Source organism: Limosilactobacillus reuteri (genome assembly GCF_002254085.1).
GTDB classification, from domain to species: domain Bacteria; phylum Bacillota; class Bacilli; order Lactobacillales; family Lactobacillaceae; genus Limosilactobacillus; species Limosilactobacillus reuteri_K.
On sequence record NZ_NGPY01000033.1, the window covers coordinates 26,383 to 51,075 of the forward strand.

Sequence of the window (24,693 nt, forward strand, 5' to 3'; positions counted from 1 at the left end):
ACAATTAAATTTTCCTATTATCCTTTAAAAACGTTGCTTCATTTAAAAACAAAATAACTAAACTTACTATTGCTATTACAATGTAGTAGAGTGAATTAGATAGAAGATTTCCGCCATTTAAATATACAAACCAATAACATACACTAATCAGTTGAATAGGTCTTACACTTCTAGTTAACCGACCAAACATCTCACATAATAATACAGTGGCAACAGCAAACGACAAGTATATTCCAAACATTTGATTCTTAATAATAGCAGGCATTAAAATTACAATTGTAATAAGAAGAGCTGCAATTGTTTCAGCAAAAAATTGATTATTACGCGCTTTATTTATCGAGCCTATAAAATTGAATATCCCTGTATTTATAATTGTTGTTCCTAAATGATCATAGTATTTAAGCCCTAAAAGAAAAAGAAATGCTAAAACTTCCATTGTAGATTTTGCAGGAACACTCCACGCAATAACCCAAATAATTATTAAAATAGCTTTTCGAATAGTACTAGTTCCATACCATTCTCGTTTTAATTCACCTAAAATCATACCTAAAATACTGGATTTCTTTTTATAACTGCTATATTTTTTTGCTTTATTTACTTTAATTGATGAATTATAAACTTCTTCATGACCCTTTATAATAGGTTGTGAATTATATATTGTAAAATCATGTAACGTATAGTATACAATACCTAACACTACTACCGCTAATAGCAATTGCAAAAGAAACATTATAGTATCTTGTGTTGTCAGTGCAATTGGGGAAAAAGCCAAATTATGTTTCTCCAAATTAGCATGTGTACTTGTTCCTAAGACCGAAATGTTAGCATTTACCACATTATTTTTTTGAGCATCATTGTGTATTAAATTAATAATTATCGAACTATCTGAAAAGTTTAAAAAATTCCAGAGTGTACTCTTAAAAGTTGTAGTTGCATATATTACAAAGTAACCTACTATCCCAATTACTGTCCCAAAAGTACCTCTTAGAGATTTGAAATTTTCAAATAGTAAGGCACAAGCTGCAATTGCTATTATCCCTGGTAAAAAGATTAAAAAATTGGGCAATCGAGATATTAAAAGAGATAGTTCATCAGGAAATTTGATTATGCCTATAATAGCGGTAACAAAAACAATTGTCAGCCATAATGATAATAAGATTATAACGTTTGATATAAATTTACCTACAACATAACTTTGTTTGTTTAATGATGTCGAAAACATCCAAGTATATATTCGGTTAGACCTATCTATTTCCTCGGCATTCTTTATAAAAACCCATTCTATAGGTGGCATCAGGAAGCCAAAAACAGTCATAACGCTCATTATAATCCATGTAACGTTATTCATTTGAGCAAAATAATTCGGACTAACTAATAACGTATAGTAACTAGCATTCGGTAAATCAACTAAACATACTGCAAAAATTAGGAAGATTATCATCCAAAGATAATTTGATTGGCGTAATCTATCTTTTACATCTCCACAAATTATACTTTTCATGCCTTATCCCCCTCGCTCTCTAAAAATAGATAAGCATCTTCCAAATGAGGTTTTACATTTATAGAATTAGCCGTTGGCTTTTGATTTGCTATAATTCTCGCTTGAATACCATCCATAGTTTGTACTATAGAACTTACTTTCCCTAATTTTTCAATTTCTTTTATTGAGGTTTGAGTCGGAAATGTCATTGACCATACATTTTTAGAAGCTTTTGACATCAAATCAATAGCACTTCCATCATATTTAACTTTACCATCTTTCAAAACAATAATTTTATTAGCAACTGCTTCTATATCAGAAATAATATGAGTAGACATTATTACTAATTTTTCGGTTGCTAATTCACTTAAAATATTTCTAAGATTGATTCGCTCTTCCGGATCAAGCCCTGCTGTAGGTTCATCCACCACAATAATTTGAGGATTTCCCATTAGTGCCACACACATTCCAACTCGTTGAATCATTCCTCCTGAAAAATGAGAAAGTGTTTGTTTTTTGGGGACAGTTAATAAATTGAATTTCGTTATTAAACTTTCAATTTCCATTTTCGCATTACGAGCTGGGATACCTTTTATACCTGCAATATAGTTTAAATACTCTTTCAACGTTAAATTAGGCAAAAAAGGAACTTTTTGAGGCATAAACCCCATATTTTTCTGCATCAAACTTGGGTTCTTTACAATATCTTTGTTATTAAGAAAGATTTTCCCAGTAGTCGGTTTCTGTAAAGTCGTTAAAATATTAAATAGCGTTGACTTTCCTGCTCCATTCGGGCCAATTAAACCAATTAGTCCACCAGATTGCAAGTCTAGTGAAACATTATTTAATGCTTTTTTATTTTTAAAGTTTTTACTTAAATTCTCAACCTTAATTTCCATAGACTCTTTCCCTCATTTCATTTATAGACATATATAAGAATATCATTCTTTTTTTCGTTGTAAATATAACAAAGGAATTTTACTTTTATGGCTTAAGTGCTAAAGTAACATTACCGTTGGCATATTCTTCAACAGCTTTAAGTTTAGTTTTAACGCTAATTTTGGTCATATAAAATACCCCCAAAGTTGATTTCCAACTCTGGGGGGGGTACACGTCAGTCAAAAATAAGTCAATAACTTTTTAGTAATTATTCACTAATTTAAATACGATTTATAAAGTTGAATCAATTCCACTGGTGACTTCGTCTGAACCAAACCAGCGATCGATTTAATTTCGTTAATACTTAAAGAATCTGGTGCAGCACCCCATAGCATTAATAAACTAACAATTGTATTAATATAGAGGGTTTTAATAAATGCAAATGGCAATGGTGACTTTACATTAGCTTCTTTAATATTTATATCTCCAAATAGATATGGAACACGGGCATCAAATTCGGTATTTGCTAAGTCAACAATCATTTGATAAAACTGCATATCGCCATTTGAAGAAAGCAAATTTGACAACGCATGCTTATTCTCATTACAAAAAGCCAACGTATGATTAAACGCAACTTCTGCTAATTCCTTAATTTCATCTGCACCTGGTAAACGCTTGACATCTTTTAGCTTCTCCCGATCAATTACGAGAGCTTCTTTCAGACCTTCCAAGAGATCATTTTCAATTTCACGAAGAAGATCTTGTTTATTTTGGTAATAATTATAGAAAGTTTTCTTACTAATTTCAGCGCTATCTACAATATCATTAGTAGTACATTCTGATAACTTTTTAGTATCTAAAACAGTAATAAATCCTTCCTTAATTCTATTTAACGTATTAATTTTACGAATATCCATCTTTTTTCTCCTATATAAACTCCAAACTATATTATCTTAGTATAAACAATTAGTAAAAATATAGTAAAATAACACTCTTATTAGAACAAAGTATATTCTTGGTATCACTTGTACACAGTGAGTGCATAATCTCGTAAAACTATTAACTATTGATAAATTACTTGGTAAAATATCATCGAATTGAAGCTTTAACATCAAAAGCAATTCGTGAAGAGATCAATTTTATTGCTTAATGACTTCTAGAGTGTCCTTAACTTTTTCTCATTTTACTAAAGGACAAGTATCGAATAAACTCCCAAGATTAAATTGTTCTTTCTTCTAGGGTAGTGCCAATAATTGTTTTTAGTTATTCGCCTCAATTGGACTTAACATTTACTAGTAGCAGATAATGTGCGATATCGGCTACTATTATTCCCTAAAATAATACGTTCAATGATTTGTGCAGTCATTGAGCGTTTTTTCTATTCTCCTATTTTACTCGTTCGTCATTTTCAGCTCGCTCACGACGCGTTAACCAAAATAAAATTAACGGTAAAATCACGAAACCAAAGACCATTCCAAAAATTGCAAACCAGTTTGGCATTAGATGTCCTGCACGATTAATACTAAACTCACTAATCCAATCATACCGCATTAATAAGAATAGTGTAATTACAACGGAAAGAATTGGCAAAATTACATCAGTAAAGAAATTTTTATGAGCTGGTAAAATTTTCTCACGATTTGTTCCCCGATAAAACCGAATCACTCCAAGCGGAATAACAATAAATTCAAAGAACCGCACCGTTGCACTAATCACAATGATTGTTGGCAAGTTATATTGAAAAGCCATTGGGATTCCAACCGCTAATACTAAAGTAATGATAAAGGATACTAGCGGAAAGTTCCGTTTTGTCCGTCGCGCAATAAATTGGGGGACTTGATTTTCGTTAGCCATCGCTTCCAAAACTCGGGGAGTATGGAAGGATGATGCCACGTTAATTCCAAACATTGAAATAATGGCACCAACTAAAATCACATCTTGCAAAACTTTATTATGAAAAATTGCAACAAGGGCAACTACCTGCTTCGTCGTTACCATCGCAGCAGGATTAACCATCATCGCTACTGCAATCGTACAAATATAGACAATTGCAATGACTAGGATAGCAAGAGGAATAGCTCGTGGAAGGTTTTTTTCTGGATCTTTCATATCTTCAGAACCAGTTGCTACCGCTTCAAAGCCAGTAAAAGCATAGAATGCTGAAATAACGGCCATAACGAATCCAGACGTTGTAAACGCAGGAATCAAGGACTTTCCCGTACTATCAGTTAAATGATTAAGTTCGTTAAAATGATTTTCACCAGTCTTAAGAAGGATAATAACTCCAGCAATAATAATTAATGCCAAAGCTCCTAATTTCCCGACTGTCGATAGGTCATTGATGATTGTAAAAATCCGTCTTCCCATCATATTAATTACCATGATAATCAGCATTAACACCACAAATCCTAAGGTGATATTGCCAAACGATTGATTCCAGCCAAAAATTGAAAAGGTAGTCCGGATAACCCCAACGGCCATTACTCCCCACGCAACAGATGCTGAGAAGAATCGCACCACTCCCATGTAAAAGCCCATGTTTTCACCATATGCAGCCTTTGCATAAGAATAAGCTGCCCCGCTTTTGTTTACATATTTTGCTGCCGCCGCAAACGTAATGGCTAAGATTGAAGCAAAAATTGCCGCAAAAAAGTAAGTAAGTGGCGCCTTAGTTCCAACCATTGAAACAACCGAGCCCGGTGTCAGAAAAATCCCCGACCCAATGATTGAATTAATCGCTAATAATACGATTGACCAAAAACCTAATTTAGTTTTTGTCATGCTTGTTAACCTTCTTTCATCGATTTAGTTATTAAATCACTAAATAATTTATTCATTTTCTGATCACTAGAATGAAGCATTTCTGGATGCCATTGAACGCCAAGCACTGACCCATCCCCATTTTCAATTGCTTCAATTACTCCATCCTTCGCTTTAGCAACTGGATGAAGATCTTTCCCCACTGTTTTAATTAATTGGTGGTGGAAAGAATTAACGCTCAGCTGCTCTTCACCAAATAAGCTTGCAAGGTAACTGTCAGAAGCAAGGATGATTGTCTGGGTTTCAAGGTTAGTAGTGTGTCCCTGACTATGCTTAAGCGTTGGTTCGTCACGGTAACTAATGTCTTGATAAAGCGAACCACCATGAGCGACATTGAGCAATTGTGCTCCTCGGCAAATTCCTAGAACTGGCCTATGGCGTTTTTCCGCTTCTTTAAGCAATAAGAGGTCAAACGCATCCCGTTGTGGCCAAATCTCGCCAATCTGAGGCAATGATTCCTCACCATAAAGACGTGGATCGATATCATGGCCACCAGACAAGATAAGCCCGTCAACGGTTGCAACTTGTGCAATTGTCACTTCTGGATCTTCATTAAATGGAATAACATAAGGAATTCCACCATTTTGAATCACTGCATTAACATAATCTTCATTTACATAGCTCCGGCGATAACCAGGAAGTGGCCCTTGTTGATCAATAATCCGTGAGCCTGATATTCCAATAATCGGTTTTGTCATCATTTTTCTCCTTCCCTAATTTTTATAAGATTTATGATAAATGTTTATAAAAAATAAGTAAATAACGTTTTTCAATTGATCCCATTTACTGATATGATATACTATTTCCTAAACAGATGTTCGATTAGAGGCTTTTATATGCGAAATATAATTCTTAATCCAACGAAGCGCCAAGTTCACAAAATCAATAAGCGGATCGAAAAGGTTTATCGTCCGCGACAGAAACAAGCATTAATAGTATTCACTACCAATATCTGTCATCATCCAATCTACAAGATTAGCCTTGATACATTTCCTGCACTGGGGACAGGGATTTCAATGACCATGGTTAGTGAGATTCCGGTAGATGATATTAGCAAGGAACAATACATCCTTCTTCTCTATGCCCTTTATTCTCACTGGAAAAACTTACCATTAGTATTCCGAGGATTTACTCCCAAACAAGTCCGGTGGTTTCAGAAAAAGTTTGGTACCCGAGTATTTAATGAGCATTCAACGGTGGATTGGTGGCGGAGGATAAGATAAAAGTGCAGTACATTAATGGCCTCCACCGCTCGGTAAAACCGAACGATGGAGGCCTGTTGTTACTTACGGGAGCTTTGCGTGGCTCCCTTTCTTTTAATTATGTTCAATTGTTACATCTTCATGGCCATCATATTCTTCAACTGCTACATGGACAGTTTCATTCATTGCAGTTGGAATATTTTTCCCGACAAAATCTGGCCGAATTGGTAATTCACGGTGTCCCCGATCAACAAGGACTGCTAATGAAATTCGGTTTGGCCGTCCCATATCCATTAAAGCATCTAAGGCCGCCCGAACTGTCCGTCCAGTGAAGAGCACATCATCAACCAAAATAACATGTTTGTTAGTAATATCAATATCTAATTGATCAGTTTTTACGGTTGGTTCTTGAGTATAGTCTGGTACATGACGGTCATCACGGTAAAGAGAAACGTCAAGTGCTGCCACGGGAATTTCTACATTTTCCAACTGATTTAGTCGCTTGGCGAGGCGCTTTGCTAAATATACTCCTCGCGTCTTAATTCCAACAAATACTAAGTTATCGACACCCTTATTTTGTTCGATAATCTCATAAGTAATCCGGGTCAATGCACGTTGCATACTTGAGCCGTCTAAGATCTCATGAGCCATCATGTCACTTCCTTAATTAATTTAAAATCTTTCAAAAGAATAAGACCCTCCGCTAATCTAAGGAAGGATCCAGCATTCACTTGAGTCTTTCCCTCATCCCTAACAATTTAACGGGAAAGCTCGCTAATTATTATTACCATTTTAAGGGTCTATCTTGTCGCTGTCAAACTCACTAATTGGCAAATTCATCTAGCCACTTCTGGACTTCTTGGCTAATGTTTCCCCAGATTTCTTGAAAATCACCCTTATTCTTTAAGTTATTGACAATCTTCGTCCCATTATCTGGGTTTTCCCGTACTTCATTAACGGTTTCATTAACTTGATTTAAATCTTGTTTTACGCTGCTGCTTTGCACTTGATCTTGCAAGTCTTGAGTTTGGCTTTGAATCTTATCAAGGCGACTTTCTAATGCCTGTTGATCGTGGTCTTTTTGATATTGTTGAGTTGCCCCTTTAAGTTCTGCCACTTGGTTAGCGAGACGTTGATTATCTTTTGTTAAATCGCTGATACTGCTTGAATTATTGCTTATTTGACTACTTTGCTGGCTATCAGTGGCCGCTTGGTTGGCTGCTTGCCGGTTATGAGAACTAATTGCCCACCATGCACATAAGATAACCACGATTACGATAATAACCCATAACCATCCCCGTCTTGACTTTTGGGGCGTTGCAGTTTTCTGAGTTGCATTCTGTGTCCGCATCGGTTGAATATTTAGGGTGATACTTACCTGAGTACTTTGCCCGTTATTATCCATTACACTTAACATCACAGGGTATTCTCCTGCTTTGTTAACATCTACTTGAGTTAGGTTCATCATCACCTTACTCGTTAAATCTTGGCCATTTTCATCGGATGCATGCACACCCAACTCATGCATTATGTCAACTTGATTTAAAGGACGGTTAAGTGGCCAGTTTAAATAATGTTTTTCTACTGTTAGTGTTGGCTGTGTCATCATCTTGCCTCCTATAACGTTTATTTGCCTCGATTATACCATAGAGGAGACAAGGAAAATAAAAAGCTCCCCATGCTTAAAGATTATTCAAACATTAGAAGCTTTCATCTATTTTATTTATGTGCTAATTTCCAAGGGTCTTTAACAATAATCGTTTGAATCCGGTCAGCACCAACAGAAACAGTTGCAAGTGGTGATTCCGACAATTCACTTACCCGCTTCAAGTAGTTTTGTGCATTAATTGGTAAGTCTTCAAACTTCTTTGCACCAGTAATATCTTCGTTCCATCCTGGAAGTTCTTCATAAACTGGTTCACAACGTTCAAGTTCCTTCAAACTAGCTGGGTAGTAATCAATTTGCTTACCATCAAGCTTGTATGAGGTGCAAATCTTAACGGTCTTCAAACCAGTCAAAACATCAAGCAAGTTAAGACTAAGGCAGCTAATTCCGGAAACCCGTCGTGCATGACGCATTGCAACACTATCAAACCAACCAACGCGCCGTGGTCGACCCGTAACAGTTCCATATTCATGACCTGTTTCACGAATCTGATCACCAATCTCATCAGTTAATTCAGTTGGGAATGGACCAGCACCAACCCGCGTAGAGTAAGCCTTGCAAATTCCAACAACTGTTTCGATCTTATTAGGGCCAACGCCAACACCAGTACATACTCCCCCCGCGATTGGGTTAGAGGCAGTAACATATGGATAGGTTCCTTGGTCAACATCAAGCATAACCCCCTGTGCCCCTTCAAAGAGGACCTTCTTATCTTGATCAAGGGCATCATTGACAATTTGAGCTGTATCAGTAACGTATTGCTTTAATTCTTGACCATATTCGTAGTAACTTTCAAAAATATCGTCAAAGCTAATTGGGTCAACGTGGTATAACTTAGTGAATAATTCGTTCTTTTCAGCGAGGTTACGTTCAAGTTTTTCCTTAAAAGTATCTTTTTCAAGCAAGTCACACATCCGAATACCAACTCGGGAAACCTTATCCATGTAAGTAGGGCCGATCCCATTCTTGGTTGTTCCCACCTTGTGATCACCTTTTGCCTCTTCTTGACATTTATCAAGAAGAATATGGTATGGGAAGGTAATGTGTGAACGACTTGAAATTCGTAAACCAGATATGTCGATCCCGTTGTCTTGAAGATAATGCAATTCTTTTAATAATGCTGGTGGATTAATAACTACCCCATTACCAATCACTGCTAACTTATCTTTAGCAAAAATCCCTGATGGTACTAAACGGAGGGCAAACTTTTTACCATCAAACGCAATTGTATGACCGGCATTATTACCACCTTGTGAACGAACAACAACGTCCGCTTCTTGGCTTAGGTAATCGGTCATCTTACCCTTTCCTTCATCGCCCCATTGACTACCAACAATAACAACTGATGACATTTATTTTCACCTCATAGTTATATTTTCTAAAATTAACGTTTTTACTTCGCCATTTTACCGGATTAATTTCTTGTCGTCAACAGTTTATCGAACTATTTTTTGGTATCATTCAGCAAATGTACGCTATTTTCATTGACGCTTCATCTATTTTAGCGCATAATAATGACGGTAAATTTTTAAAAAGGAGCTGCCCTAATGAAAACATTCGATTATGATGATATTCAATTGGTCCCAAACAAATGCGTGATCAAGAGCCGTAAGGAGGCAGATACAAGCGTCAAGTTTGGACCGCGCACATTCAAGATTCCCGTTGTACCTGCAAACATGGAAAGTGTCATCGATGAAGGTTTAGCGATTTGGCTTGCCCAAAATGACTATTACTACGTGATGCACCGCTTTAATCCAACAACACGAGCAGCTTTCATTAAAATGATGCATGAAAAAGGATTATTTGCTTCGATTTCAGTCGGAATTAAAGATAATGAGTATAAGTTTATTGATCAACTAAAATCCGAACAATTAAATCCCGAGTATATTACGATTGATGTTGCCCACGGTCATTCTGATTTTGTGATCAAAATGATCGAATACATCAAAGAAAAGCTCCCAGATACCTTTGTAACCGCGGGGAACGTTGCAACTCCCGAAGCTGTTCGCGACCTCGAAAATGCAGGGGCAGATGCTACTAAGGTTGGGGTTGGTCCCGGTAAAGCCTGCATCACTAAGCTAAAGACTGGTTTCGGTACTGGCGGCTGGCAATTATCCGCTATTCGTTGGTGTGCTAAAGCTGCGCGGAAACCAATCATTGCTGACGGCGGCATTAGACATAATGGCGATATTGCTAAGTCTGTTCGTTTTGGCGCTTCAATGGTAATGATTGGCTCCATGCTTGCCGGTCACCTCGAATCACCGGGACATATTATCACCATTGATGGCAAGCAATACAAACAATACTGGGGTTCTGCATCTGAGGTTCAAAAAGGTGCTTATCGAAATGTCGAAGGAAAGCAGATGCTCGTTCCCTATCGTGGCTCCGTTAAAGATACTTTAAATGAAATGCAAGAAGATCTACAATCAGCTATTTCCTACTCGGGTGGCCGTGATCTTGAAGCGATTCGTAAAGTCGATTATATGATTGTAAAAGATTCAATTATGAATGGTGATTTTTAAAACGAAAAAGGCTCAGAGAAAAACTTCTGTTATCTCTGAGTCTTGTCTTTTTTACGATTATTTTTCTAATTCAGCCTGCTTCTTTACCGCAGCTTGACCAAGAATATTTACATAGTTAAATGGACGATCAAAGTGTGGTTGGAAAAGCATATCAACAAATGCTAGATAATCAATTGTGTGCTTATCCTGAATACATAAGGAAATAATGTTAGCAGATTGAGAAACATCATGCTTACTCATGAATTCTCCCCCAAGGATTTTCCGAGTCTTCTTATCCCAAACTAATGTCATTAATACAGGAGTTGTTGTCGGCATAAATTCTGGACGGTAGTTGTCCTCAACTGTTACCGCGGTGGCATCAAAGCCCGCTTCTTTGGCATTCTCCAAAGTTAAGCCAGATGATACCATCGTTGTTCCATATAAGTTTAAGCCAGAACTAGATTGGGTTCCCATATCGCGCATCGTATTACCAAAAAGATTGGTCCCTACGATCGTCCCCTGGCGAATAGCGTTAGTAGCTAATGGAATGTATGCATCCTTGCCAGTTGGGTTATAGTGAACAGCCGTTGAATCTCCGGCAGCGTAAATATCTGGATCAGATGATTGCATGTATTCGTTCGTAATAATTGCCCCGTTATCATGCATCTTAACCTTACCCTTTAAGAGGTCAGTATTTGGACGGAATCCAACACAGAGAATAGCAATATCTGCCTCGTAGTTGCCCTTATCCGTCTTAACGGTTACACCATTTTCGTGGTTTTCAAATCCGGTTACTCGTTGGTCAAAGGCAAAATTAGCTCCGTGATCAACAAATTCTTGTTGAATCCGCTCAGTGTACTCGCGATCAAAGTATTTATGGAGCATCCGTGGCGAACCATCAATCAATGTTACATCCTTGTTTTGACGAGTGTAAGCTTCTACTAATTCAACCCCAATATAGCCCCCACCAATTACAACAATTCGCTGTGCATCTTTAGCAACGTTGAATAATTCTTTAGCATGGTGGTAATTCTTACACAAATAAACATGAGGACCATCTACACCCTCAATTGGGGGAATTACCGGCCAAGAACCAGTAGTATCAACCAACTTATCGTAGTGGTCGGTCTTTGTTTCACCTGTCACAAGATCCGTCACTGTAACTGTTTTAGTCTTAGGATCAATATCAGTTACATTATGTTGCATATGAACTGTTGCACCCATGGCAGCAAGTTGTTCGGGGCTTGAATAAAACATCGCATCTGGATCACCAACATCCCCACTCAAGTAAACAGCAATCCCACAAGAGAGGAATGAGACGTTATCATTTCGTTCATAAATTGTGACTTCTGTTTCCGGATGATTTTGTAAAATTTGCGTAGCAGTGATCGTTCCCGCGTGTGTACAACCAACGATAATAACCTTCATAAAACACACCTCATATCATGTTCTGATTTTCACAATTAATTATACGCATAATTTTTATTTAATCAATATATAAAATAGGAATATTTGTTATCAATTGAAAATCAATTATCACCTTTATTACATAATGTTTCAATGCAATTACCATTACATAAGATATTATGTTGATTTTTGTTTATATCAACAGATAAATAACGGTATAATTTTTTCTGAATTTTTTAAAAAATTATTGTAAAATTACTTACAATTGATTATGTTAGGAGTCTTAATATGGAATCTACTTTTCGATTACGGCGCTCAATTATTGCCGCAATGTTACTAGCACTAACGCTTATCCTCGGCCGGTTCTTTCTTATCCCTATTCCATGGACACACGGTAACGTTAACTTGTGTGATGCCGGGGTGTTCATCGCAGCTATGCTTTTAGGTCCAGGAGCTGGAACAATTGTCGGTGGCTTTGGCGGGATGTTCCTTGACCTTATTTCCGGCTTTCCCCAAGATGCTTTGTTTTCCTTTGCCGCTCATGGTTTAGAAGGATTTATCAGCGGTTGGATTTATAAGAAATACGGCAACACCACCTGGGGCAAATGGACTGCAATCGTAGCAGGAACAATTATAATGACCGCCATCTACTTTATCTGCAATACCGTCATGTACCATGTAATTACCGGTTTTTTGAGTTTAGGCTCAAACTTTATCCAAGGAATGATCGGTGGAATAGTGGCGTTAATTGTTATTAGGCAACTAAAGAAGCATCATGTTGGATAAAAAACACTCGAGAACAGCTAAGCCACTAAGGCGATTAGTTCTCGAGTGTTTTTTACGGTTCAATTCCTCCGCTTGTAGGAACAACAATGATATAGTTTAAAATTCGATTAGCATAACTTTGCTTACCAGTAAAATCTTTAATGGCCGCATTTAATTCCCCTAAATTATCGGTAATTATCCCATCAGCATGGTTATACATTGCTTGTTTCATAATGCCTTCTTCATTAACGGTCCACGCATATACCGGCTGCCGCTGCCAGTGAGCCTGGGTAATGAAATCTTGGTTTAAAGTAGAATATTCCATCGAATACCCATCTGCTGCTCCCTGTGGATTCCCAAAATTATAAGGCTGAATATATAAAACTTTTAACTTTGGATTAATTTTCTTCAAGCTGGTCACTACACTATAGTCAAGCGAATGAATTTGATCATGGTCACGCAAGATGCGTTTTCCATAACGCGCATTAAAGTTTCGAAGCATTTCTTTAGAATCACGGGGAGTGGATTTTATTTCAATTAATAATTTTTGATGACGTTTTTCAGCAGCTGCAAGGTATTGGTCGAAACTCGCTACCTTAGCATGATAGCCATTTTCATGTGCTGTTAGCTGGGTTAATTGGTTAAGTGTTAATTCATGCGGTGTTTTATCTACTCCAGTAAGTTTTTTCAAATTTTCATCATGCATCACAACAAACTGGTGATCCTTTGTTTCATGCAAATCCATTTCAACATAATCAGGTCTAAGTTTACTCGTTTTTTCCATTGCTGGAATAGTATTCTGCACCCCGTTTTTTTCAGCGACTCCTCGGTGAGAGATAGTTACTGGTCGTCTTATTCCGTGGCCCATCAAGTAAAAAGTATTATTGGCAATTGTCGTTAGCCCAATTACAAGTAATATTAAAGTGAAAATTTCTATTAAGCCCCGTGACACATGCTCCGGAGCAATTGAAAGCTCACTTATTTTAACTAGCGGGTTAACGACCACCAATAAAATAATCGTCCCGGCCCAGATTGCAAGTAATTCGCCACCTAACTGTAAGAAGGATAGGTTGAAAATTGCAGTAAGAAGAGGTAATTTCCCGGGTAATAAATCTAATCCTAATTGAAACAGATAGATCAATGCATAGAAACAAACTGTAAAGATACTAGTAAAGATGGTTACAAAAATTATCTGCTCAAGAAGCGTTGCCCATTTGAACTTACTTGTCATTTGCCAACTGCGATGCATTGCAGTCCTTAAGTGAAGGTGTTGATAAGCCATCAACGGCATTGTTAAAATTAAGCGAATTCCGAGCACCGTCATCAACACATAGAACAACAATAGACCGCTAATTAACCATCCATTACGCGTCAAATAATCAATAATAAATTGTGGAATCTGAATCTTTGCCAATAACGGCGTACGAAAAATAATATCCGCGAATGGAATTACTAGCAGAAAGTACCCTAATAATAAAATTAATGATCCAAGATTTAGTAAGGATAACGTTTCACGAGTCTGCTTAAATATTCGTTGCCATCGAAAATTAGGCAAGCCTATTTCACGAAATCCCGTCAACAAGAGCATAAATTCCCCATAGATAATAATTAGTAAACATCCTAATTCAATCAACAAACTAATAACAACTAATGGGTGCTTCGTCAAAATAGTTATTAAGTTTTGATATGAAACAAACGGAATTTCTCCGGCTTGTAACACAAAGGTTGTTATCCAGCGAAAAAAGGGAATTACTGCAAATTGATTTACAATATCAAGACCACCAAATAATATTAAGTATTCCAGCCAATTTTTCCTGAATTGACGTGAATATTGTATAAACGCACGATAAGCATTCTTCATCTTTTTAACTCTCCCACCGAAACTAGTTAAGAAGATTATACCAAAAAAGCCTTATCCATTAGTAATGGTTAAAGGCTTCATTCAGTTAACTTTGCTATTTTAACTTTGATTTAATTACCATGACTTCGGTATCTTCAATTGCTTTTAAATAATGATGTTCATTAGGATGAAGTTGGACAATATCACCTGGTACTACCACTTCTTCACGTTTCTCGGTGACATCCCCAAAGATGGCCTTACCCTTAATTGGAACCACAATTACATCATAATCAACGAAGTGTTCCGGAACATTTTTTCCAGCAGGAATCACTAGATGAGTTACCACTTGGGATTCTGTTTCAATAATATTTTCAAAAAGGTTAACATCTGTATCAGTTTTAATAAATTTCATGTCTCTAATCCTCAATAATCAACCTCATCCGGGTCAGCACATTGTCCACCAAGATTTGGTAATAAACTAATTTTGCGCATATCCTCATCCGTTAATTCGAAATCAAATATATTTTGGTTGCTTATCATCCGTTCTTTATGGACAGACTTCGGTAATGGAAGAATCCCTTGTTGGAGAACCCAACGTAAGCAGACTTGTGCTGGCGTTTTTTGATACTTATCAGCGATTTGAATCATGGTTGGGTTAGTTAATACTTTAGCACCTTGACCACCTAAAGGAGCCCATGCCTCAACTAAGATATTGTGTGCTTGTAGGTATTTAACTTCTTCCGTATGTGGCCAACCTGGATGAACCTCAATTTGATCAACTGCTGGCGCTACTTTGGCCGTTTTCATTAATTCCGCAATATGGTGAGGCATAAAATTGCTTACCCCAATTGCCCGGATTTTACCTTCATTGTAAAGATCTTCCATTGCGCGCCATGTTTCAGCATTAATCTTAGCAGCATCATCTCCAAACTGCTTTTCATTAGCGGGCCAGTGAATTAAGTAAAGGTCTAAATAATCCATCTGTAAACGATCAAGCGTCTCTTGAAAAGCCTTCTTCGTTTGTTCATAGCCACGATTAGTATTCCATAACTTGCTAGTCACAAAAAGGTCTTCACGCTTAATTCCTGAATCCTTAATACCTTTACCTACTGCTTCTTCGTTTCCGTAAACAGCCGCAGTATCAATGTGTCGATAACCAGTTTCAATTGCTTCTTTCACGGCCTGTTCAGCTACATCTGCCGGAGTCCTAAATGTACCATATCCCACACAGGGAATCTTGACCCCATTATTTAAGTTGAACGTCGAGTTAATATTAGTTAATTCAAGCATCTTTACATTCCTTCTTTCATCTTCTATTATATCTTTTTTATTAAAAATATTGATTGCTATTCCAAATGAATTATGCTTTGATTATAATATCATGAGAACTAAATGAGGAGGGGTTATATGCATCCACGAATTGCTATTCCTGCAGATACATTAACTGAAGCTACAAACATCATTAACGAGCGAAATGCTGCCTTCGCACCTCGCCCATTAATAGAAGCCATTATCAAGTCAGGAGGATTGCCCGTTATTCTCCCTAGTGTTGCTGCTTCACTAGCACCATCCTACCTTGATCTTTTTGATGGGATTATCTTTGCTGGAGGAAGTGATGTCGATCCAACCTTTTTCAACGAAGAACCGCACCAAAAATTAGGTCCCACATATCTTAAACGAGATCAATTTGAAATTAGTCTTGCTACAGCTGCATTTAATGCTGGAAAACCAATGATGGGGATCTGCCGTGGAATGCAGGTATTAAATGTTGCGCTTGGCGGGACTTTATACCAAGATCTTTCGGAAAATCCCCATCAAACACTTAAGCATTCTCAAGATGCCCCAGGAAATTTTCCTTCCCACCACGTTAATACAGACAAGGCAAGTCGATTATTTAACTTAGTAGGACCCAGACCATATGTTAATTCACGTCATCATCAATCACTAAATCAGATTGCTGAACCACTTCATGTAACGGCATGGGCTGATGATCAGGTGCCAGAAGCCGTGGAAACCATTAACTCTGATCAAATCTTAGCAGTTCAATGGCATCCAGAAAACATGTTTAAACATTATGATTATTCACGCGCTATTTTTGCTGATTTAATTGCTAGAGCGAAAAAAGCGGTTAAATAAATAATGGATGGGCTGTGACATAAGTTAAGTTACTTTCAAAAAAACAAATAACGCAGTACAACAATAGGCCTCCAACACCCGGTAAAACCGAACGTTGGAGGCCTATTATTGCTTGCGGAGGCTAGCTTCTCCTTGAAAAGGTTACAATGTTAATTCTTTTCGAAGCTCATCAGCAGTATAGATTCGTCCATCTTCAAACCCTTTGAAAGGATGGATTGTTTCCTGTGCCGCTTGTTGGTAACGTTTAGCACGACGCAACGCATACTCGGTGAGCGAGCCATCCTTTACATAGTTTAAAAGTTTAGCACTCGGGGTAGTTAGTGGATTCTCTACCCGATCTTCTAAGTCTTCCAGAACTTCGGAATATTCTGGACCGAGTTGAATTTGATTGGCATACCGCTCTAAACTTTTGAGGACAGCACGAGCTTTGGCCTGATATCTACAAGTTGCTTGGGGATTTTCCTCGGCCACAACTTCATTCATTTTATCGGCAGTCACCAACATTTCTTCTACTTCGTTTTCTTTTAATGGCGGCTGCATGATCAAGTAGCTTGCTAACAAACGAATAAATCTTAGTGTACCAGTTCGAACCCCTACTGAACTGCTAGGATCTAAATCAAGCATTCGTAATTCTAAATACTCAATTCCATGTTCAGGCAACTTTTTTAAATCCGTGTTTCCTTTGAACCTCACTGGACCATGAAATTCGTAATCCGATGTTAAAATCCCTGCTTTAACTCCTTCTTCAATCCGTGCAATGTAACGATCGAGATTAGTAAAATCACCGGTAAATTTGGTTCCAAAGCCGTATTGACTTTGCCGCACGCTCCGAATCGGATGAGGCAACTCTTTTCCCGGTTCAAAATAATTTTCTTCAACAATTGGGCTTGCACCATAAAGGTACGTAAGAAGCCACCTATACCGGACAAACCCTTGTGCCAGGATAGTATATAGATAATTCCGCACCTCGCGCTCACTATTAAAGCGCTCCGGAAAAGCATTGAGTACTAACTTAATAATGTGCTGATCAATGCTCAAATTAATATGCGCTCCACAAGGTGTTCCTTGCGAGTATCCATGACGTTTTGCCCATTCCTTCAAATAGGCTTCTTTTTTTGGTCCCATTTTAGCTAACCGCAATTTAGTCTTATCTTTGGGAAGTCGCGGGGGCATTGATAACGGCCATAATAACTCGCCGGGAGCAAGAGCTGATCGCAATGTATTATTGATAACGTACAAATAATGCATTGCATCAAGCGCATGTTGGGCAGAAGGAGTTACCATTTCAGCCATTGTTTCTAAAAAATCATTGGTAATCCATGGATTAGTCTTCTCATCCCCAATCGCTGCCGGATATGGCTCAAGACTTAGGTTGCCATCTTCGTCTACTCGTTGCATCTCAATTTCAAGACCCATTGTAAAATCAGAAGTCTTTGCAACAGCTTCATTATCAAATATTAATTGACCAATTCTGCTAAACACATTATCGCCCCATTCTCTAATCGTTTTTTAATAAAGATACAGGATTTTTCTCATATAAACAACTAGATATTAATAAAACGAAATTTAAATAATTTTTCATGCTTAGCAAGTACTCGATCTTCCTTGTTATACAAAAGATATTAAAGATTTCCTATTCACTAGCAGGAAAAAGTTTAATAATCCTTCTCCTTAAAAAAACTGGCAAAAATGATTACAGGAGTTAGCCTAACCGCTCCTAATACAAGCCCTTACATGCTTATTTTCCCACTTCTTTTAGCGTCACGATAAAGTTTAATTTACCATTTGTATATTTCGCCGTAATTTTCCCCTTAAATTGTTTAATAATATATTGAGCCATGGAAAGCCCAATACCAAAGCCATCCTTTTTCCCTTGGGTATGCGATTCATCAACCCGATGAATTTTGGCCGTGGTTGTGGACTTGACTGTGTTTCATCTTGAACTGGCTGAGGGGAAGGCCGATTAAAGTTAATTGTAACTACTACCCATAAGCAACTAATTAAAATAATGATTGTTATAATTACTTTTCTTTTCATAACTTCACATAAAAAAGGCGCACCTAGATTATTCTAAGTACGTCTTTACGGATTGTTAAAAGAGAGAAATTGGATCTTAATCCATTTGCGCTTTAATAGCAGCTAAGGATACGTCGCCAGTCTTATCGAACTTAACATCAGCATCCTGCAAATCAGCACCAAAACCAATTGATAATTCACCAGCACGGTTAATTGATTCAATTCCGGCTTGGGCATCTTCAAGTCCTGCTACTTGGTCAGCTGGAAGATCCATTAATTTAGCTGCTTCTTGGTAAATTTCTGGATCTGGCTTACCATGGCTTAAGTTTGCTGGATTAACGATTCCTTCAAAGTAATCAGTTAATTGCAAATACTTAAGAACCTTTGGCGCATTTTTAGAAGCAGAAGCTAATACAATGTGATAACCATTAGCTTTCAATTCATCTAAGAAGTCTTTCATTCCTGGAAGAATATCGGCAGGTGTTAGAGTTTCAACTAATTTAATATAGTTATCATTTTTTTCAGTTGCCAAAGCTTCTTTTTCTTCTTGAGTATAGTCATTTTCATGGCCGCCAGCCTTCAAGATTAATTCCAAAGAATCCATCCGACTAACACCCTTTAATGCGTCAGCCAATTCTGGAGTCCATTCAGTTCCAACCTTGTCAGCTAATTGGTGCCATGCTTGACCATGAAAACGAGCAGTGTCAGCAATAACACCGTCAAGGTCAAATGCAAAACCTTTCAAATCTTCAAACTTCATCTCAAATGCCTCCAAGAATTACTTTAATTCAAGCTTCTTACCGTCAAGGTCGATAGTAATTGGGTCACCTGATACGAGATCGATCTTAGTACCATGCTTGTCAACCTTAACCTTCAAGATCCGACCACGGAACATTTGACGGAATTGGTATGAATCCCACTTCTTAGGTAAGAATGGTGCATAGTGCAATTGACCATCACGAACACGCATACCAGCAAATCCTTGAACAATATCAAGCCATGAACCAGTCATTGAAGTGATGTGAAGTCCATCAGAAGTATCGTTGTTGTAGTTATCAAGGTCAAGACGTGCTGAACGTTCATACAATTCAACGGCCTTGTCTTCGTAGCCAATATCAGCAGCGATAATTGAGTAAACGGAAGCAGAAAGACTTGATTCGTGAACAGTAAATTGTTCGTAGAAGTCGAAGTTGTTCTTCTTTTCTTCCTTAGTAAAGTCATCAATGAAGTCCCAGAGACCTTGGATAACGTCACCTTGTTTTACGTATGGTGAACGTAAGATCTTATCCCATGACCAGTGTTGGTTAAGTGGTAATTGGTCACTTGGAATTTCAGAAACTGGAGTTAAGTCCTTGTCCATGAAGCCATCGTTTTCTGGGAAGATGTCCTTTTCCTTGTCGTAAGGAAGGTACATGTTGTCTACAATTCCCTTCCACTTACGCTTTTCGTCTTCTGAAACATTAAGCTTCTTAGCTACCTTTTCATCTACTTGGTCTAAGATGTCAAGGGTGTATTGAAGAGTCCAACGACAAAGAAGGTTAGTGTACCAGTCGTTGTTTACGTTGTTGTCGTATTCGTCAGGACCAGTTACGGCATGAAGCATGTACTTGTTCTTGTTTTGGGAGTAGTGAACACGGTCTGCCCAGAAACGTGAAATTTCAGTAAGAACTTCTGCCCCTTCGTTAAGAACGTATGACTTGTCGCCAGTGTACTTAGTGTAAAGGTAAATAGCAAAAGCAATGTCCCCGTTACGGTGAATTTCTTCAAAGGTAATTTCCCATTCGTTGTGACATTCAATACCGTTGAAGGTAACCATTGGGAATAATGCACCATCAAGTCCTTGTTCCTTAGCGTTAACAAAGGCGCCGTCTAATTGCTTGTAACGGTACATTAATAAGTTACGAGCAACTTCTGGGTCTGCAACCCCAAGGTAAACTGGAATACAGTAAGCTTCAGTATCCCAGTAAGTAGCACCACCGTACTTTTCACCAGTGAATCCCTTTGGACTGATGTTAAGACGGTAATCTTGACCGTAGTAAGTGGAGAAGAGTTGGAAGAGGTTGAATCGAATACCCTGTTGAGCTCCTTCGTCACCTTCAATTTCAACGTCAGACTTAACCCAACGATCTGCCCATTCTTTAATATGTGGATCGAGTAAATCGTCAAAACTTTGATTATCAAGTTGGTCGCCCAATACATCCAAGTTCTTTTCAATATCTGCTTGGGAGTCGTAATCACGAGAGGTCATTACGATACTGCGCTTTTCAAAGTTAACTTCTTTACCAGCAGCTACAGTACCAGCAAATGTGTTGTAAGCGTGCTTTTCGTCAGTGCCGTCACCCACGTGGTCAAGGTTAGTCTTTGAAGTAGTCTTCATTCCAACGATGAATTGTGGAGTGCCAAAATCATTCTTCTTAGTCATAGAAGTTAATTCAGCATGTTCGCCATCAGCAGACTTGCCTAAAACGTTCCAGAATTGTTCATCGTAGTTAGCGTCTTCGTTGTATACATCAGCATCAATCATGCTAGTAATTTCAACCTTAGCATCACTGTCGCCACGGTTCTTAATGTGGAGACGTTGACCAACTAATTCTTTTTGGGTAACACTAACAAAACGTTCAAAATTGAAGTACATTTCAGTACCACCAATTTCAACAGTAAAGCGCCGTTCTAAGACACCACGCTTCATGTCAAGATCAAGCTTAAAGTCTTTTGGTGTTTGCTTTGCTAAGTCGAGCTGTTCACCATTAACCTTAATGATTAACTTCATGAAGTTGACAGCGTTGATCATCTTACCAAAGTACTTAGGATAACCATTCTTCCACCAACCAACACGAGTCTTGTCAGGGAACCAAACTCCACCGAGGTAGATACCTTCCATGTGGTCACCACTGTAACCTTCTTCAAAGAAGCCACGCATACCAAGATTTTCATTGGCTAAACTAGTCATTGATTCTTGTAAACGCTTGTCTTGTGGGTCCCATTTGTGAGTAGCAACATGCCAAGGGGCAATATCAAATGTACGTTTCATTGAAATCTCAATTCCTTTCATCTGAAATAAAGGTAGTCTTTAACCTGCCCTTATTATAACTTAATTAATTTATTTTATTAAATAACTCCTATTCAGCATAAGTTTCCTTGATTGTGGCAACTGAAAGAGCCCCAAGAGCCATTACAATACCAGCAAGGATAAACATGTGAACTTGTGAGTGTCCAAATAATGGGAATAAAGCAAAACTCAATAATGAAGCAACAATCTGTGGTAAACAAATTGAACCGTTGAATAATCCAAGGTATGTACCCATGTGCTTACCAGTCAATGCGTTTGTAACAATTGTTAATGGGTAAGTGTTCATCGCAGCCCAAGCAATTCCGACAAGGGTGTATGAAACAATCAACGTCCATTGATCATGAACAAAGAACACTGAAATGAACCCAAGAGCACCAAGAAGTAAACTACCACCGTAACCAAGCTTGTGGTACTTGTTTGGCACCTTAGCTAAAACGTATGACCAAATAACCGCAGCGATTGATTGAACAGCCGCAAGCACACCGTACCAGTTACCAGCAGCCTGATAACCAGCAGAGGTAGCATCAACAGTATTCCAAACGTTTTTGGCAATAGCCCCAGCTGAGTATGTCCAGAGGTATTGGAATGCAAACCAGCAGAAGAATTGAACAAGGGTAACTGTCCAGAATGCCTTTGGTGCATGCTTTAAGAGTGTGAACCAATTTCCACCCTCTTTGTTATCATCTTCAGAAATACCATGGTACTTTGCGTAAGTTGCTGGGTCATATTCATGAACCCGGAAAACTGTAAATAAACTAGTAACAACTAACAAGGCTGCCCCAACGTAGAAGGCGATAATAACTGAATCTGGAACAACGCCTCGTTTTGCAGTGTTACGAACCCCAAACCAAGCAGTTAAGATAAATGGGAAAACAGCAGCTAACACAGCACCTGTGTTAGATAAGAAACTTTGAATCCCATAGGCATAACTCTTTTGGTCATCATTAACCATATCACCAACCATCATCTTAAATGGCTGCATAGCCACATTTGATGAAAGGTCAAGCAAAGCAACAGTAATTGCACCGAACCAAAGCGCAGCAAGCGAACCATACCCGAAACCGAAACTTCCTGAATTAGGAAGTAAAATCATAACGATAACAGCCACAATCATTCCCAATAGCAAGTATGGTAACCGCCGACCACCTAATTTTGGTGCCCATGTACGGTCTGAATAATAACCAATGATTGGTTGAACAATCAAACCAGCTAATGGTGGTAAGATGAAGAACCAGCCAAGGTTGTTAGGGTCGGCCCCAATAGTTTGGAAAATCCGACTCATTTGAGAACTCTGCAGAGTAAAAGCTGTCTGAACACCAAGGAATCCAAAGTTGATCATCCAGATGGTACTCTTTGAGAGAGTAGGTAATCCAGCCCCCGTGGACTTTTCTTGACTCATTGCTAACAACTCCTTAACTTATAAAATAGTTCTAAAAGACACTTGTGATTATTGTAAGCGCTTCATACATTATTGCAATATTAATAATATCAAATTTGAAAAATTTGCGCAACCGCTTGCGCAAAATTTTAGAAAACGGTTGCAGATTTTTATAATTTAAAGTTCTTACTGTTTAGTTTCTGCAAAGCAGGTCCGTTATAGTTAATTATTTAAAACATATTCAGCTTAATAAAATAAAGAAGGCAAGTAATAGAGAAAAACTTCAAGTTTCCTCAATTACTTGCCTTTTACGATGAAAGTTATTCTTGGTACTAAATTTTCTTAAGCAGAACCGCTTCCCCCATTCCGCCCCCGACACACAGCGAAGCAATGCCGAGTTCATGATTATCCCTATGCATTTCATTAATCATCGTGACGATAATTCGTGCTCCTGAACACCCAACAGGATGGCCTAATGCAATTGCCCCACCCCAAGGATTGACAGCACTAGGATCAAGATGAAGCAAGTTCTGACAGACAAGGGCTTGGGTCGCAAACGCTTCATTAATTTCGTAAGTTTCTACGTCATCTGCCGCCATCTGCTGGTTTTTTAAGAGCTTATTGATTGCATAATATGGTCCCAGACCCATCAATGCTGGATCAAGACCAACCAGTGCAGATCCTTGCCACTCAGCCAATGGAGTTAATCCTAATCGGTTGACTGCACTTTCAGAAGCAAGAACTAAGGCAGCTCCACCATCATTAATTCCCGAGGCATTCCCTGCAGTCACACTTCCGTCAGATTTAAAAGCTGGTTTTAATTTTGCTAAAGCCGCTAGTGAAGTATCTGGTCGTGGAGCTTCGTCAACAGTTACAGTCACGGTTGTTCGTTTCTGCTTAACTTCAACTGGTACAATTTCTGAATCAAAATAGCCTGCTTTTTGAGCCTTTACCGCATGTTGGTGGCTCATCAAAGCAAATTCGTCTTGTTGGTGACGAGTAATCTGATACTTATCATTGATATTTTCAGCAGTAATTCCCATTGGATAACCGCCATAAACGTCATTTAAAGCATCACTTTGCATTGCATCAAGCAAGGTCCCGTTCCCAAACCGATAACCATTCCGTGCTTTAGGAAGAACATATGGGGCTTGGGACATACTTTCCATCCCCCCAGCAACAATTACATTAGCCTGTCCTGCGCGAATTAAACTTGCTGCCAGGTCAACACTGGACATTCCCGACGCACAGACGTCATTAATCGTTATTGCCGGAACCTGCTCACCTAATCCAGCGGCCATTGATGCTTGGCGCGCTGGATTTTGTCCAGTCCCTGCTTGGATAACATTCCCCATTAACACTTGGTCAATATCATTTCCACTGAGCTTTGCCTTTTCAACAGCTGCTTTAATTGCAATCGCTCCTAATTCAACTGCAGACTTTGAAGCTAACTGACCGTTAAACTTACCAATTGGTGTTCGCTGAGCAGCAACAATGTAAACCTTCTCCATTCCGATTTCCCTCCATGTAAAA

22 protein-coding genes and 1 pseudogene are annotated in these 24,693 nt (G+C 38.3%); 4 read left to right on the top strand and 19 right to left on the bottom strand.

Annotated elements, in window-relative coordinates:
- Nucleotides 1-4: 4 nt before the first annotated feature.
- From CBG10_RS06780 to CBG10_RS06805, 6 genes and pseudogenes are all read right to left on the bottom strand, one after another.
- Nucleotides 5-1,501 (bottom strand): hypothetical protein, encoded by a 1,497-nt coding sequence (locus tag CBG10_RS06780; RefSeq protein ID WP_094512110.1) that lies wholly within the window; start codon nt 1,499-1,501, stop codon nt 5-7.
- Entirely contained in the window at nt 1,498-2,379 is an 882-nt protein-coding gene (locus CBG10_RS06785; RefSeq protein ID WP_094502673.1) for an ATP-binding cassette domain-containing protein, read from the bottom strand. Before CBG10_RS06785 ends, CBG10_RS06780 begins: the two co-directional genes overlap by 4 nt.
- Nucleotides 2,380-2,476: 97 nt before the next feature.
- Nucleotides 2,477-2,563, bottom strand: a pseudogene (locus tag CBG10_RS11510) (helix-turn-helix domain-containing protein); the annotation flags it as partial.
- A 71-nt stretch (nt 2,564-2,634) separates the two neighbouring features.
- The gene (locus tag CBG10_RS06795) at nt 2,635-3,276 is read right to left on the bottom strand and encodes a TetR/AcrR family transcriptional regulator (protein WP_094512111.1); all 642 of its coding nucleotides are present in this window, start codon (nt 3,274-3,276) and stop codon (nt 2,635-2,637) included.
- A 469-nt stretch (nt 3,277-3,745) separates the two neighbouring features.
- Nucleotides 3,746-5,140 carry an APC family permease gene (locus CBG10_RS06800; RefSeq protein ID WP_094508142.1) on the bottom strand — a complete coding sequence of 465 codons (1,395 nt, stop codon included), beginning with the start codon at nt 5,138-5,140 and terminating at the stop codon, nt 3,746-3,748.
- 5 nt (nt 5,141-5,145) lie between these two features.
- On the bottom strand, nt 5,146-5,877 hold the full coding sequence (locus tag CBG10_RS06805) for a gamma-glutamyl-gamma-aminobutyrate hydrolase family protein (protein WP_179225385.1): 732 nt from the start codon (nt 5,875-5,877) through the stop codon (nt 5,146-5,148).
- A 138-nt stretch (nt 5,878-6,015) separates the two neighbouring features.
- Here CBG10_RS06805 and CBG10_RS06810 point away from each other — a divergent pair, with 138 nt between their 5' ends.
- On the top strand, nt 6,016-6,402 hold the full coding sequence (locus tag CBG10_RS06810) for a hypothetical protein (RefSeq protein WP_094502671.1): 387 nt from the start codon (nt 6,016-6,018) through the stop codon (nt 6,400-6,402).
- 93 nt (nt 6,403-6,495) lie between these two features.
- On the opposite strand, the gene pyrR is transcribed toward CBG10_RS06810, so the two are convergent.
- From pyrR to CBG10_RS06825, 3 genes are all read right to left on the bottom strand, one after another.
- A complete protein-coding gene (gene pyrR / locus CBG10_RS06815) occupies nt 6,496-7,032 on the bottom strand; it encodes a bifunctional pyr operon transcriptional regulator/uracil phosphoribosyltransferase PyrR (RefSeq protein ID WP_003670286.1) in 537 nt (178 codons plus the stop codon).
- A 172-nt stretch (nt 7,033-7,204) separates the two neighbouring features.
- The gene (locus tag CBG10_RS06820; RefSeq protein ID WP_094502670.1) at nt 7,205-7,990 is read right to left on the bottom strand and encodes an immunoglobulin-like domain-containing protein; all 786 of its coding nucleotides are present in this window, start codon (nt 7,988-7,990) and stop codon (nt 7,205-7,207) included.
- A gap of 110 nt (nt 7,991-8,100) precedes the next feature.
- Nucleotides 8,101-9,399: an adenylosuccinate synthase gene (locus CBG10_RS06825; protein ID WP_094512112.1), complete on the bottom strand. Its 1,299-nt coding sequence runs from the start codon at nt 9,397-9,399 to the stop codon at nt 8,101-8,103.
- A gap of 195 nt (nt 9,400-9,594) precedes the next feature.
- Between CBG10_RS06825 and CBG10_RS06830 the strand changes: the two genes are divergently transcribed.
- Entirely contained in the window at nt 9,595-10,569 is a 975-nt protein-coding gene (locus tag CBG10_RS06830) for a GMP reductase (protein WP_019252109.1), read from the top strand.
- A 57-nt stretch (nt 10,570-10,626) separates the two neighbouring features.
- Here CBG10_RS06830 and CBG10_RS06835 read toward each other — a convergent pair whose 3' ends face one another.
- Nucleotides 10,627-11,976 carry an FAD-dependent oxidoreductase gene (locus CBG10_RS06835; RefSeq protein WP_094512114.1) on the bottom strand — a complete coding sequence of 450 codons (1,350 nt, stop codon included), beginning with the start codon at nt 11,974-11,976 and terminating at the stop codon, nt 10,627-10,629.
- 267 nt (nt 11,977-12,243) lie between these two features.
- Here CBG10_RS06835 and CBG10_RS06840 point away from each other — a divergent pair, with 267 nt between their 5' ends.
- Nucleotides 12,244-12,741, top strand: coding sequence for an ECF transporter S component (locus CBG10_RS06840; RefSeq protein WP_094512115.1), 498 nt, complete (start codon nt 12,244-12,246; stop codon nt 12,739-12,741).
- Between the two features lie 52 nt (nt 12,742-12,793).
- On the opposite strand, the gene CBG10_RS06845 is transcribed toward CBG10_RS06840, so the two are convergent.
- The 3 genes from CBG10_RS06845 to CBG10_RS06855 form a co-directional block, all read right to left on the bottom strand.
- Nucleotides 12,794-14,581, bottom strand: a complete 1,788-nt coding sequence (locus CBG10_RS06845; protein WP_094512116.1) for a glycerophosphoryl diester phosphodiesterase membrane domain-containing protein — start codon at nt 14,579-14,581, stop codon at nt 12,794-12,796.
- 94 nt (nt 14,582-14,675) lie between these two features.
- The gene (locus CBG10_RS06850) at nt 14,676-14,972 is read right to left on the bottom strand and encodes a cupin domain-containing protein (RefSeq protein ID WP_003665339.1); all 297 of its coding nucleotides are present in this window, start codon (nt 14,970-14,972) and stop codon (nt 14,676-14,678) included.
- Nucleotides 14,973-14,983: 11 nt separating this feature from the next.
- Complete coding sequence (locus CBG10_RS06855) at nt 14,984-15,850, bottom strand: aldo/keto reductase (RefSeq protein ID WP_035168997.1); 867 nt, start codon at nt 15,848-15,850, stop codon at nt 14,984-14,986.
- 117 nt (nt 15,851-15,967) lie between these two features.
- Between CBG10_RS06855 and CBG10_RS06860 the strand changes: the two genes are divergently transcribed.
- Complete coding sequence (locus tag CBG10_RS06860) at nt 15,968-16,696, top strand: gamma-glutamyl-gamma-aminobutyrate hydrolase family protein (RefSeq protein WP_029507880.1); 729 nt, start codon at nt 15,968-15,970, stop codon at nt 16,694-16,696.
- 141 nt (nt 16,697-16,837) lie between these two features.
- Here the strand turns inward: CBG10_RS06860 and CBG10_RS06865 are convergent, their stop codons facing one another.
- The 6 genes from CBG10_RS06865 to CBG10_RS06890 all read right to left on the bottom strand — a co-directional run bounded on the left by CBG10_RS06865 (nt 16,838) and on the right by CBG10_RS06890 (nt 24,671).
- Nucleotides 16,838-18,178 carry a glutamate--cysteine ligase gene (locus CBG10_RS06865; RefSeq protein ID WP_019252103.1) on the bottom strand — a complete coding sequence of 447 codons (1,341 nt, stop codon included), beginning with the start codon at nt 18,176-18,178 and terminating at the stop codon, nt 16,838-16,840.
- Between the two features lie 256 nt (nt 18,179-18,434).
- Entirely contained in the window at nt 18,435-18,599 is a 165-nt protein-coding gene (locus CBG10_RS11790; protein WP_371824003.1) for a hypothetical protein, read from the bottom strand.
- Between the two features lie 210 nt (nt 18,600-18,809).
- Nucleotides 18,810-19,472 (bottom strand): beta-phosphoglucomutase, encoded by a 663-nt coding sequence (gene pgmB / locus CBG10_RS06875; protein WP_003665334.1) that lies wholly within the window; start codon nt 19,470-19,472, stop codon nt 18,810-18,812.
- A gap of 18 nt (nt 19,473-19,490) precedes the next feature.
- Nucleotides 19,491-21,743: a glycoside hydrolase family 65 protein gene (locus CBG10_RS06880; protein WP_029507879.1), complete on the bottom strand. Its 2,253-nt coding sequence runs from the start codon at nt 21,741-21,743 to the stop codon at nt 19,491-19,493.
- 88 nt (nt 21,744-21,831) lie between these two features.
- Nucleotides 21,832-23,181 (bottom strand): SLC45 family MFS transporter, encoded by a 1,350-nt coding sequence (locus tag CBG10_RS06885; protein WP_003670259.1) that lies wholly within the window; start codon nt 23,179-23,181, stop codon nt 21,832-21,834.
- A gap of 311 nt (nt 23,182-23,492) precedes the next feature.
- A complete protein-coding gene (locus CBG10_RS06890; RefSeq protein ID WP_035154888.1) occupies nt 23,493-24,671 on the bottom strand; it encodes an acetyl-CoA C-acetyltransferase in 1,179 nt (392 codons plus the stop codon).
- Nucleotides 24,672-24,693 lie beyond the last annotated feature (22 nt).